Annotated in this window: 7 protein-coding genes and 1 pseudogene; 3 read left to right on the top strand and 5 right to left on the bottom strand. The window is 69.5% G+C overall.

Features of this window, described 5'->3' with window-relative positions:
* Window positions 1–70: 70 nt before the first annotated feature.
* Together WME73_RS43410 and WME73_RS43405 are read left to right on the top strand one after the other, a co-directional pair.
* Window positions 71–4,285 (top strand): annotated as a pseudogene (locus tag WME73_RS43410) (HAMP domain-containing protein); the annotation flags it as partial.
* Window positions 4,286–4,301: 16 nt separating this feature from the next.
* Entirely contained in the window at window positions 4,302–6,491 is a 2,190-nt protein-coding gene (locus WME73_RS43405) for an ATP-binding protein (RefSeq protein WP_437913414.1), read from the top strand.
* 854 nt (window positions 6,492–7,345) lie between these two features.
* Here the strand turns inward: WME73_RS43405 and WME73_RS43400 are convergent.
* The 5 genes from WME73_RS43400 to WME73_RS43380 form a co-directional block, all read right to left on the bottom strand.
* Window positions 7,346–8,587: a VWA domain-containing protein gene (locus tag WME73_RS43400; RefSeq protein WP_437742141.1), complete on the bottom strand. Its 1,242-nt coding sequence runs from the start codon at window positions 8,585–8,587 to the stop codon at window positions 7,346–7,348.
* A gap of 210 nt (window positions 8,588–8,797) precedes the next feature.
* A complete protein-coding gene (locus tag WME73_RS43395) occupies window positions 8,798–9,184 on the bottom strand; it encodes an AgmX/PglI C-terminal domain-containing protein (RefSeq protein ID WP_437742140.1) in 387 nt (128 codons plus the stop codon).
* Between the two features lie 50 nt (window positions 9,185–9,234).
* Window positions 9,235–9,867 (bottom strand): OmpA family protein, encoded by a 633-nt coding sequence (locus WME73_RS43390; RefSeq protein WP_437742139.1) that lies wholly within the window; start codon window positions 9,865–9,867, stop codon window positions 9,235–9,237.
* Window positions 9,868–10,071: 204 nt separating this feature from the next.
* Window positions 10,072–10,347 (bottom strand): hypothetical protein, encoded by a 276-nt coding sequence (locus WME73_RS43385; protein ID WP_437742138.1) that lies wholly within the window; start codon window positions 10,345–10,347, stop codon window positions 10,072–10,074.
* Window positions 10,348–10,979: 632 nt separating this feature from the next.
* Entirely contained in the window at window positions 10,980–11,300 is a 321-nt protein-coding gene (locus WME73_RS43380; RefSeq protein ID WP_437742137.1) for a putative quinol monooxygenase, read from the bottom strand.
* A gap of 156 nt (window positions 11,301–11,456) precedes the next feature.
* Here WME73_RS43380 and WME73_RS43375 point away from each other — a divergent pair, with 156 nt between their 5' ends.
* Window positions 11,457–12,407 (top strand): LysR family transcriptional regulator, encoded by a 951-nt coding sequence (locus WME73_RS43375; protein WP_437742136.1) that lies wholly within the window; start codon window positions 11,457–11,459, stop codon window positions 12,405–12,407.
* Window positions 12,408–12,658 lie beyond the last annotated feature (251 nt).

Below are 12,658 nucleotides of genomic sequence, written 5' to 3'. Positions count from 1 at the left end.
AGCGAGCAAGAAGAAGTCGCCGCCCCGCAAGCGCGGCGCCAACGGGAGCCACCTGGATGTGCGGGAGATGCAGCTCCAGGCGGTGCTGGAGGTGCTCAAGGCGGTGAAGGCCGGCAACTTCTCCGCCCGCGTCGGCATCGGCGAGGTGCCGGGGACGATCGGTCAGATCGCCGATGAGGTGAACGACGTCGTCCAGCAGCTGCAGACCGTCGGCTCGGAGATCACGCGCGTGGCGCGCGAGGTAGGCACCGAGGGCAAGCTGGGCGCGCAGGCGGAGGTGCAGGGCGTCAGCGGGACGTGGAAGGACCTCACCGACAACGTGAATGTCCTCGCGGGCAACCTGACGAACCAGGTGCGCAACATCGCGGTCGTGACGACGGCGGTGGCGAACGGCGACCTGTCGAAGCAGATCACGGTCGAGGCGAAGGGGGAGATCCTCGAGCTGAAGAACACCATCAACAAGATGGTGGAGCAGCTGCGCGCGTTCGCGTCGGAGGTGACGCGCGTGGCGCGCGAGGTAGGCACCGAGGGCAAGCTGGGCGCGCAGGCGGAGGTGCGCGGCGTCAGCGGGACGTGGAAGGACCTCACCGACAACGTGAATGTCCTCGCGGGCAACCTGACGAACCAGGTGCGCAACATCGCGGTCGTGACGACGGCGGTGGCGAACGGCGACCTGTCGAAGCAGATCACGGTCGAGGCGAAGGGGGAGATCCTCGAGCTGAAGAACACCATCAACAAGATGGTGGAGCAGCTGCGCGCGTTCGCGTCGGAGGTGACGCGCGTGGCGCGCGAGGTAGGCACCGAGGGCAAGCTGGGCGCGCAGGCGGAGGTGCGCGGCGTCAGCGGGACGTGGAAGGACCTCACCGACAACGTGAATGTCCTCGCGGGGAACCTGACGAACCAGGTGCGCAACATCGCGGTCGTGACGACGGCGGTGGCGAACGGCGACCTGTCGAAGCAGATCACGGTCGAGGCGAAGGGGGAGATCCTCGAGCTGAAGAACACCATCAACAAGATGGTGGAGCAGCTCCGGACGTTCGCCGCGGAGGTGACGCGCGTCGCGCGCGAGGTAGGCACGGACGGCAAGCTCGGCGGCCAGGCGCAGGTGCCGGGCGTCGCCGGCACGTGGAAGGACCTCACCGACAACGTGAACCAGCTCGCGGGCAACCTGACGAACCAGGTGCGCAACATCGCCCTGGTCACGACGGCCGTCGCCAAGGGCGATCTCTCTCAGAAGATCACCGCCGAGGCGAAGGGGGAGATCCTCGAGCTGAAGGACACCATCAACAAGATGGTGGAGCAGCTGCGCGCGTTCGCGTCGGAGGTGACGCGCGTGGCGCGCGAGGTAGGCACGGAGGGCAAGCTGGGCGCGCAGGCGGAGGTGCGCGGCGTCAGCGGGACGTGGAAGGACCTCACCGACAACGTGAATGTCCTCGCGGGCAACCTGACGAACCAGGTGCGCAACATCGCCCTCGTCACGAAGGCGGTCGCGAGCGGCGACCTGTCCCAGAAGATCGCGGTCGAGGCGAAGGGGGAGATCCTCGAGCTGAAGGACACCATCAACAAGATGGTCGATCAGCTGCGCGCGTTCGCCGCGGAGGTGACGCGCGTGGCGCGCGAGGTAGGCACGGACGGCAAGCTCGGCGGCCAGGCGCAGGTGCCGGGCGTCGCCGGCACGTGGAAGGACCTCACCGACAACGTGAACCAGCTCGCGGGCAACCTGACGAACCAGGTGCGCAACATCGCCCTCGTCACGAAGGCGGTCGCGAGCGGCGACCTGTCCCAGAAGATCACGGTCGAGGCGAAGGGGGAGATCCTCGAGCTGAAGGACACCATCAACAAGATGGTCGATCAGCTGCGCGCGTTCGCCGCGGAGGTGACGCGCGTGGCGCGCGAGGTAGGCACCGAGGGCAAGCTCGGCGGCCAGGCGCAGGTGCCCGGGGTCTCCGGCACATGGAAGGACCTGACGGAGAACGTCAACGTCATGGCCTCGAACCTCACCTCGCAGGTGCGCGGCATCGCCAAGGTCGTGACCGCGGTCGCGAACGGCGATCTCCGCCAGAAGCTCGCCCTGGAGGCCAAGGGCGAGATCGCGTCGCTGGCGGACACCATCAACGACATGACCTACACGCTCCGCGTGTTCGCCGAGCAGGTGACCACGGTCGCGCGCGAGGTCGGCATCGAGGGCAAGCTCGGCGGCCAGGCCAAGGTGCCCGGCGCGGCCGGCACGTGGAGGGACCTCACCGACAACGTGAACCAGCTCGCGGGCAACCTCACCACGCAGGTGCGCGCCATCGCCGAGGTCGCCACCGCCGTGACGAAGGGTGACCTCACGCGGGCCATCTCGGTCGAGGCGCAGGGCGAGGTCCTCCAGCTGAAGGACAACATCAACCAGATGATCTCGAACCTGCGGGACACGACGCGCGCCAACCAGGAGCAGGACTGGCTGAAGACGAACCTGGCGCGCTTCTCCGGGATGATGGCCGGGCAGCGGACGATCGAGGCGCTCTCTCGCCTCATCATGTCCGAGGTGACGCCGCTCGTGTCGGCGCAGCACGGGGCCTTCTATGTGCTCGAGTCCGAGGAGAAGTACCCGGCGCTCAAGCTCACGTCGAGCTACGCGTTCCAGAAGCGCAAGGGCATCTCCAACCGGTTCGCGCTGGGCGAGGGGCTCGTCGGGCAGTGCGGCCTGGAGAAGAAGAGCATCGTCGTCACGGATCTCCCGGACGACTACATCCGGGTGAGCTCGGGCCTCGGCGACGCGCCGCCGCGCAACATCTGCGTCCTGCCGGTGCTCTTCGAGGGCGGCCTCAAGGCGGTCATCGAGCTGGCGAGCTTCCAGAACTTCACGCCCATCCACCTCACGTTCCTCGAGCAGCTCACGCAGTCGATCGGCGTCGTGTTCAACATGATCGGCGCCAGCATGAGGACGGAGGAGCTGCTCCAGGAGCTCCAGAGGTCCAACACCGAGCTCGGCTCGCGGTCGCAGGAGCTGGAGGAGAAGGCGTCGGAGCTCGAGATCAAGAACCGCGAGATCGCGCGCGCCAGCGCCTCCCTGGAGGAGAAGGCGAGGGAGCTGTCGCGCACCTCGAAGTACAAGTCCGAGTTCCTCGCGAACATGTCGCACGAGCTGCGCACGCCGCTGAACAGCCTGCTCATCCTCGCCAGGATCCTCGCGGACAACGAGGAGCACACGCTCACGCCGAAGCAGGTCGAGTACGCGAAGACGATCGCCGCGGCGGGGCAGGACCTCCTGCAGCTCATCAACGAGATCCTCGACCTGTCGAAGATCGAGGCCGGCAAGATCGACGTGAAGACCCAGCGGGTGCTGCTCTCCGAGCTGGCCGAGTACGTCGAGCGGAGCTTCCGGCAGATCGCCGAGCAGAAGGAGCTCGAGTTCTGGGTGCGGGTCGCGACCGGCGTCCCCGCGGGGATCATGACGGATCTGCAGCGGCTCCAGCAGATCCTGAAGAACCTGCTGTCCAACGCGTTCAAGTTCACGTCGTCCGGGCGGATCTCGCTCGAGATCGAGGTGGCCGGCAAGGGGCTCACGTTCAAGCGGGAGACGCTCATCAAGGCGAAGACCGTCCTGGCGTTCGCCGTCACCGACACGGGTATCGGCATCCCGGCAGAGAAGCAGACGCTCATCTTCGACGCGTTCCAGCAGGCGGACGCGTCGACCAGCCGCACCTACGGCGGCACAGGGCTCGGCCTGACGATCAGCCGGGAGCTGGCCAGCCTGCTCGGCGGGGAGATCTCGCTGAACAGCACGCCCGGGCTCGGCAGCAAGTTCACCCTGTACCTGCCGGCGGAGCGGACGGAGCCGAAGGCGACGAGGCCGGCGCGCGCCGAGCTGCCCGAGCCGGTCGCGCCGCTCCTCACGAACGGCGCCTCCTCGGTCGCGCTCGCCGGGCGCAGCGTGCTTGTCATCGACGATGACGCGCGCAACGTCTTCGCCATCACGAGCCTGCTCGAGCGGCGCGGGGCGCACGTGGTCCTGGCCGAGAACGCAAGGCACGGTATCGAGATCTTGCGCGAGGCCGATTCGCCCATCGATGTCGTCCTCATGGACATCATGATGCCCGAGCTCGACGGCTACGAGGCGACACGGGAGATCCGGAGCGATCCTCGCTTCAACGAGCTGCCGATCATCGCCGTGACGGCCAAGGCGATGCCGGAAGATCGACAGAAGTGCCTGGACGCCGGCCTGAACGATTTCGTGGCCAAGCCGGTGGACGAGGGGCGGCTGATGTCGGCCATCCTGCACTGGGTGCGGCCGGATTGAGCCACGGAGGCGTACAGTGTCCACCGCGCCCGCGACGACCAGCATTCTCCTTGTGGACGATCAGCCGGAGAACCTGACGGCGCTCAGGGCGATCCTGGCCGACGAGAGCTACCGCCTCGTGACCGCCGCGAGCGGGAAGGACGCGCTCCTCAGGATCCTGTCCGAGGATTTCGCGGTCATCCTGCTCGACGTGCGGCTGCCCGACATCGACGGCTTCGAGGTCGCCTCGCTCGTGAAGCAGCGGGAGCGGTCGCGCCACACGCCGATCATCTTCCTGACGGCGGCGACGGACGATCTCGCGGCCATTTACAGGGCGTACGCCGTGGGCGGCGTCGACTACCTCCTGAAGCCGCTCGAGCCGGAGGTCGTCCAGGCGAAGGTCGCCGTGTTCGTCGAGCTCCACCGGCGCGGCGAGCAGATCAAGGAGCAGGCGGAGCTCCTGCGCCAGGCCGAGCAGCGGCGGCGCGACGCCGAGGTCGAGGACCTCCGGCGCGCCGCGCAGGCGAGGTACCAGAACCTGGCCGACGCCATCCCGCAGTGCGTCTTCACGGCGAAGCTCGACGGCGGCATCGATTACGTGAGCTCGCGCTGGCTGGAGTACACGGGGCTCGCGTTCGAGGCGCTCCGCGGCTGGGGCTGGCAGGCCGCGGTGCACCCGAACGATCTGAACCAGTTCGTCAGCAAGTGGCGGCGCTGCCTGGAGTCGGGTGAGCCCTTTCAGGGCGAATGTCGCCTCAGGTCGATTCACGGCGCCTACCGCTGGCACCTGTGCCGGGCGGTCCCGGAGCGGGACGTCTGGAAGCGGGTGGTCGCCTGGCTCGGCAGCTTCACGGACATCGACGACGGCAAGCGCCACGAGCAGGAGCGCCTGCACCTCCTGACGCGCGAGCGGGCGGCCCGCGCAGAGGCCGAAGCCGCGGTGCGTCGCTCGGAGATCCTCGCGGAGGCGTCGAGCTCGTTCTCGGCGTCGCTCGACGAGGACAGCGTCGCGGCGGCCCTCGTGCGCATCTCTACGGAGCGCGTCTGCACCTGGTGTGTGCTCGATCTGCGGGAGGAGGGCGGCGCGCGCCGGCTCGCGGCCGCGCACAGGGCCCGCGACGCGGCGCGGTTCATGGCGCGGTTCGGCCCGCGGGAGCTCGCCTTGACCGCGGACGGCGTCGGCGCGGTGCTCACGACCGGCCGCCCCGACCTGCGCGTCGAGTGCGCTCCGCGCGACGTCGCCCTGGCGCTCGACATCGACGATCCCGCCGTGATCCAGGAGATCGGCGCCAGCAGCTACCTGTGCGTGCCGCTCGTCACGCGCGGCGAGGTGCTCGGCGCGCTCAGCATGGTGTGGGTCGAGCCGGGCGAGCGCTTCGAGCCGCCGGATTTCGCGGTCGCCCTCGACGTCGCGCAGCGCGCGGCGCTCTGCCTCGAGAACGCCCGGCTGCTGCGGATGACGCGCGAAGCCGTGCAGATCCGCGAGGATTTCGTGGCGGTCGCCTCGCACGAGCTGAGGACGCCGCTCAGCGCGCTGGTGCTCCAGGTCCAGGGCCTCACCCGCGCCCTCCACCGCGCGGACGGCGGGCTGCCGGCGGAGCAGGTGCTGGCGAAGCTCTCCCAGGCCGGCGGGCAGATCGACCGGCTCACGCGGCTCATCGACACGCTGCTCGACGTGGCGCGCATCAACAGCGGCCACCTCGAGCTCAGCCTCGATGACGTGGATCTGTGCGACGTGGCGCGCGACGTGGCGGGCCGCCTCGAGGCCGAGCTGGAGCGGGCCGGCTGTACGCTCGACCTGGACATGCCGATGACCGCGGTCGGCCGGTGGGACCGCCTGCGCATCGATCAGGTGATCACCAACCTGCTCGTGAACGCCATCAAATACGGGCGGGGCAAGCCGATCCAGGTGCGCATCTCGGTGGATGGGCGGTCCGCGGTGCTCCAGGTGGCAGATCAGGGCATCGGGATCGCTCAGGAGTACATCGCCCGGATCTTCGGGCGCTTCGAGCGGGCGGCGCCCACCAGCTCGTATGGTGGGCTGGGCGTCGGCCTGTACATCGTGGACCAGATCCTGAGGGCCCACGGCGGCAGCATCCAGGTGGAGAGCGCCCCGGGCATGGGGGCGAGGTTCCAGGTGGCGTTGCCGCTCCCGCCCCGAGCGGCTGGTCCGTCCGGGCCCCTGGGCGAGCGCCCTGGATCGTCGTTGACCGGTCCCGCGGGCTGAGAGGCGCTCTCCTGAGCTCACCTGGCGTCCGCGCGGGGCAGGGATGCGGTCGCGCTGCGCCACCGTTGCAACCGGTGGTTTCAACCGTGAAAGACGCCTCACGGTCCCCCCGGGAAAAGAGGCGACGCCGGCGTCCAGCCATCGTTGGCCTGCATCGTGCAACAAGCTCGTGACAGAGCGCCCGGTGCGACACCCGGGGGCAGTCCCTCGCCGATCACCGCGGAGACACGGAGGCACGGAGCGAACCCAGACCCGTGCCTTCGTGCCTCCGTGGTGCCTGCGTGCATCCGCCGTGAGAGGCGGAAGGCGAGTGGATCTCCCGGGTGGACAAGTTCACGTCCGGACGGGCGCTCAGGGCTCGTGATCTCCGCACTGCGACGCTGCGTAAAAGATCAAAACGGTTTATAGGTGATGAGCCCTCGCTGAGCGACGTGATCAGTCCGCCACACATATCGGTAGTTCAAGTGAAACTTTCTATCAGCCTAGTTGGCCCCTCGATCAGCGCCGTGGACAGCGCGGGTCCCCTCCTGGTCAAGACACCCTCTCTCGAAGAGGTGGTTCGGGCGGCCGGGGCCCGCCGGCGGGTCTCTGCGAGCGCTGCCCGGGGCGCCACGTCCCGGAAGCGCGCCGCCGCCCGTCGGACGGACGAGCGCTCGGCGAAGGCGACCCGCCGCGCGCGGTGACAGGGCCGGCGCGGGGCGTCGCGGACGCTCCCGCTGGCGCCGGCCGGTCGAGAGAGCGCGCCGCCCCCGCGTTGCGGCGCGAGGGGCCACGGAGGCACAGACGACGCAGAGGAAGGAAAAGAACCTCTGTGTCCTCTGTGCCTTCGTGGTCTTTGTGCCCTCGCCGGGCGCTCAGCGCGCCTCGGCGTCGAGCAGCGGGCCGAGGTCCTGACCTCGCATGAGCCGCTCTACCACCTTGACGAGGAGCTTCGGGGTGCAGCCGAAGCACGGGGTCCCGAGGGCGGCGAGCTTCTGCGCCATGTCGTGGTCGTACGAGGGTTTGCCGCTGTCGGACAGCGCGAGCAGGCAGATCGACTTCACCTTGCTGTCGGCGAGCTGGCGCATGCGGGCGAGGAGCTCCTCGGCGTTGCCGCCCTCGAACAGGTCGGTGATCAGGATGAACAGCGTCTTCTCGGGGCGCTCGATGAAGTTCGCCTGGGCGTAGGCCACGGCGCGGTTGATGTCGGTGCCGCCGCCGAGCTGCGCCGTGAACAGCACGTCGACCGGATCGACGAGCATCGGAGTCACGTCGACGACCTCGGTGTCGAAGAAGAGGAGCCGAGTGCGGAGGACGTCGAGGGACGCGAAGATCGCGGCCATGATGGAGCTGTAGACGACGCTCTCGCCCATGGAGCCCGACTGGTCGACGAGGATCGCGACGTCCCACTCGTGCCTCCGCGTCTGGTTCGCCCAGAAATAGAGCTTGTCCGGGACGAGGCGGCGCCGCTCCGCGTCCCATCCTCTGAGGTTCTTGCGGATGGTGCGCTTCCAGTCGAGGTTCCTGAGGACGCGGAGCGGGCTCGTCGTGTTCCGCCGCAGGGCGCCGAGGACGGCCGTGCGGATCTCGGACTCCAGCGCGCGCCGCACCTCCTCGACGACCTCGCGCACGATCTGGCGGGCGGTCTCCCGGGCGGCGTCGGGGATGAGGCCCTTCGCGCTCATGAGGGTGGCGACGAGCTCGACGTTCTTCTCGAGGAAGGGCAGCGTCTCGGGCTCGAAGAGGAGCTGCGTCAGCCCTCGTTTCTCGATGGCGTCCTTCTGGACGAGCGCGACGATGTCGTGGCTGAAGAACTCGCGCACCGCGGAGAGCCACTCGGGGACGTACGGCCGCGAGCCGCCGAGGTTGCCGGCGCGCTCGTCGTAGATGAACGAGAGGGCCTTGTCGAGGTCGCCGAGCCGCCGCGGGTCGACGTGAAGAGCGGACGCCCCGCCGCCGAGCCCCCCGAGGGAGAGCCGAGGATCGACGCGCTCTGCCTCGGGCCCGAGCGCGAGCCGCCAGCGCAGGAGGGCGTCGCGGTCGCCGTCGGTGAGGTCGTCCGTCGCGCCGGCGGGGGAGGGGGGCGGAGGGGCTTTCTTGGGGGTGCGGGCGCTCATCGCTGTGGGGTGTCGGAGGGATCGTGAGCTCCCAAGAGAGCCTGTTTGGCGGGAGCCCGATGAGCCGCCCCGCGGCGCGAGCAGCGAGCGGCCGCGAGCGCCGTGCGCGCGTGCCGCACAGCGGCAGGATAGGGGGCGTGGCCGCCGGGCACAAGGAGGACGGCGCGGCGGAGCGCGGCGGTGCTGCCGGGCTCCGCCGGCGCGGCGGAGCTACGCCTTCGGAGCCCCGACGGTGAACTCCCAGACGAACTTCCCCTTGCCTTGCTTCTCATCGGGCGGGGTGAGGACGAGCCCGTCGATCGACTTCACGACGCAGCTCGCCACGTCGTCCGACGCGGTGGTGCCGGCGGGGTCGACGGCGACGTTCGTGATGCGGCCGCTGTCCTCGAGCACGGTGAAAGCGACGGTGACCTTGCCCTGCGCGCCGGGGTTCCGCGCGAGCTCTGCGTCATAACACGCGCTGATCTCGTCGCGCCTCGTCTCGAGCAGCGCGGCCGTATCGTCTCGGTACATCTCGGCGTTCCGCACGGCGAAGGAGCAGCCCGCGGACGCGCTCGCCAGAACCATCATGGTAAGACCCGACAACCACTGCTTCATGCTCGCCTCCTTGCGGGGAGCGCCGCTCACGGGCGGCTTCGGACCAGCGTTCATTTCCCGGCGTCCGCGGTCTTCTGCGCGGTGTCCTGCTCGACGATGTTGAACTCGACGCGACGGTTCTTCTCGCGCCCCTCCGGCGTGTCGTTGTCCGCGATGGGCTTCGATTTGCCGAAGCCCTTGGCGGTGAGCATGCCGGCGGCGATCCCGTGGTCGACGAGGTACTTCATCACGGCTTTGGCGCGGCGGTCCGAGAGCTTCAGGTTGTGATCGGCCGACCCCTCGGCGCTCGCGTGGCCCTCGATGGCGATCTTCTTGATGTGCGTGTGCTTCTTGATCGTGGCGACGACCTCGTCCAGCAAGCTGTGGGACTCCGTCCGGATCGTCGCCTGGTCGTATTCGAACTGGATCTTCTCGTTGATGATGATCTTGTCGTCCGTCACGACCACACGCTCCGGCGGGGGCGGCGGAGGCGGCGGGGGCGGCGCGGGCGGCTGGCCCACGACGGCGAGCGCCTTCCCTCCTTCGAACGTGGTGACGCCGCCGCAGGCGATCGGGCCCAGGGCCATCGCCGTGAGCACGGCGCCGGCGACCCAGGGCCCGAGGCCCGTGGCTCGCCGTGCGACGAGCCAGCGGCGGGGGCTCGGGCGGCTCGTCACATCTCGTTTATCTTCGATATCGTTCATGATCGCGTCTCCATGGCCCGCTGTCACGGGCCCAGGCCACCGGGGCGCTCTGGCACGGATCTGTTCGCGCCGGAAGATGCGCCAGCGGCGGCGCTGCTCTGGCCTGGGGAGCACGGCCTTGAACCGCCGAAACGATCCGGACCCCTGGAGGCAATGCAGGAGCAGCAGCCGGAGCTCGATGGGGTGCGGCGGCTTCGGTACGACCTATTCCCGCGGGCCGGCGGGCGCCTTCTCCGGGCAGCAGAACAGGTGATCTGGCACCAGCATGGCGCAGCCGTCTTTCCAGGGGTCGTCAGGCGCGTAGTCCGTCCGGTTCTCCGCAGGATAGAAGTACGCTTTGGGCTTCGCAGGATCCGCGCAGCCGCTGTCGCGCTCCGGCGCTGCCTCGCGGCCCTTCGGCGCGCCGGTGACCCTGGAGCAGGCCGCGAGCGCGGCGCCCGCCACGAGGAGCATGAGCAGCGCCGCGACGGGCCTGTGCACCCACGGCGACGAGCGACCGGGCCGTCGCCGCGGACATGGCTGTTGTCGAGAGCTACCTATCGCCGCGCCCTCCGGGTGCATGGACATCAGCGGGTGCATCCGGCCTGCGGGGGGTTCGATTTCAAGAGCTCGCAGGACGTCAGAGAGCAGCCGAGGCCCGCACAGGCCGCTTCGAAGCTGGGGTAGCAGCAGCCGGCGGCGAAGACCTCGCGGCCGGCGCAGTCGACGAAATCCGGAGCAGGTCGGGCCGGAGCAGCGCATCGTGCCGGCTTGGTGGGCGGCGGGAGGTCCGCTCTGGGCGAGTGACCGGAAGCAGGGCTCTGGTCGGGATCGGACGTCGGCGCGCCGCCGGTCGCGGGCTCGGGCCCTCGGGCCGGCCCCTGCTCGGGGGCCGCCTCCGGGCCGGGCCCGCGCTCCGCGATCGCGCCAGGCCCTCGGCCGGGCGGAGCGTCCGGGGTCGCGGCCGAGGTCGTCGGGCTCGGCGTGCTCGTGCAGTGAACGAAAAGCAGAAGAAGCGAGAGCGACCGTCCGAGAGCGAGCGCCTGGGCCGATGCGATCTTCCGCGTCATCAACCGAGCATCGCACGATGGCCTGCGCGAAACCAGGGGAGCCCGCGTCGTACGCGCGCTCGTTCAGCCGCCAGGGCGGCCCCCCGCGCCGGCGACGTCGGTCAAGGCATAGTGCCTCATCTCCTGGATGCACGCGTAGAAGGGCTTCACCTTGGCGAAGAATGACGGGAACGACGCCTCCTTGCGAAACCCCTGGAGGTGGCCTTCCAGCGAGTCCCAGCGGATGCGGACGACGAAGCTCGCCGGCTCCTCGGTGCATCGGGAGATCTCATAGTCGAGGCAATGCACGGAGCCGCGCAGCTCCGTGGCCGCAGCGCGATAAGCGGACAGGAACGCCTGCTCTTGCTCGGCGGGGATCGTGTAGCGAATGTACTCGATGATCATGGCAGCTTCCTGGGTTGGGGCCCGGGGGCTCTCTCTGTGCGGCGGCACGAGCCCTCCGGAGACCAGAGATACGTGCCGGCGGATCGATCGTCGAATCGATAGCGGGCGCGCCAACACATAGGTGATGTCTATGGGTCGGCGTGGTATCCATCGACCATGCGTCTGCAGTCGGTGGACACCCACCTTGTCGTGGCCTTGCACGCTCTGCTCCAGGAGAGGAGCGTCACGCGCGCTGCGCGCCGGGTGGGCGTGACGCAGCCCTCGATGAGCCACGCGCTTTCACGGCTGCGCGCCCATTTCGGGGATCCGTTGCTCGTGCAGGTGGGCCGGCAGATGACGTTGAGCGAGCGCGCGCGGGACCTCTTGCCGAGAACAGCCGAGGCCGTCGAGCGGCTCGAGCAGGTCTTCGGTCAGGCGGAGCGGTTCGACCCGAGGCGCTCGACCCGCACGTTCCGGCTCGTCGCGACCGACAACCTGGAGCTGCTCGTGCTCCCGCCGTTGACCAGGATCCTCGCCGCCGAGGCGCCGCACGTCAACCTGCGGTGCCGCAACATCCCGCCGGATTTCGCCGAGCTCCTGCGCCGCGGCGAGCTCGACGCCAAGCTGGGGCGCGGCGGGCCGGTGCCCGACGGATGCCGGTCCACGCAGCTCGCGGCCGAGCAGCTCGTCTGTCTGATGCGGCGGGGCCACCCGGCCTCCCGGAAGGCGCTCACGGCGGCGCGCTACGCTGCCTGCGAGCACCTGATGATCTCGCCGCACGGAGAGGACCACAACGTCATCGATCAGGAGCTGGCGGCGCGGGGGCTGCGTCGTCGGGTGACCCTCACCGTGTCGCATTTCCTCGTCGCTCCGTTCATCCTCTCCGGCTCTGACCTGCTGCTCACCGTGTCCGCGCGGGTCGCCGTGGCGCTGGCCCGGAAGCTCGATCTCGTGGTGCGGCCGTGTCCGCTCGAGGCGAGGGGCTACACCTTGACGCTCGTCTGGCCGGAACGCTCCGAGGGCGACGAGGGCCACAGCTGGCTTCGCGCCGCCATCGAGCGCGCCGTCGCGTGTGAGCCGGTCGCGGGGCTGGGCGAGGCCGGAGGGCCCCCTGCGCGAGGGCGGTGAGCAGCTTATCGCTTCCGGTCGCGGCCGCTTGGCGACCCGGGTGTAGCTCAGGACGAGCGCCTCCTCTTCCTCGGGCGTCGCCGGTCCGGGCTCGACGAGCGCCGCTCGGAAGCATGGCAGAGGGCCGAGCGCGATGGCGCGCTCCGGCGCGTCCTCCGGCAACCGGCGGAGCGCTTCGATGACTCGCTGCGAGCGCAAACAGCACGCGATAACGCTCACGTGCTGTGCGGTCTTGCGTGCTTGTTTTGTGC

Source organism: Sorangium sp. So ce302, from assembly GCF_051530145.1.
GTDB lineage: Bacteria > Myxococcota_A > Polyangia > Polyangiales > Polyangiaceae > Sorangium > Sorangium cellulosum_B.
This window is presented reverse-complemented; position numbering and strand designations above follow the sequence as displayed.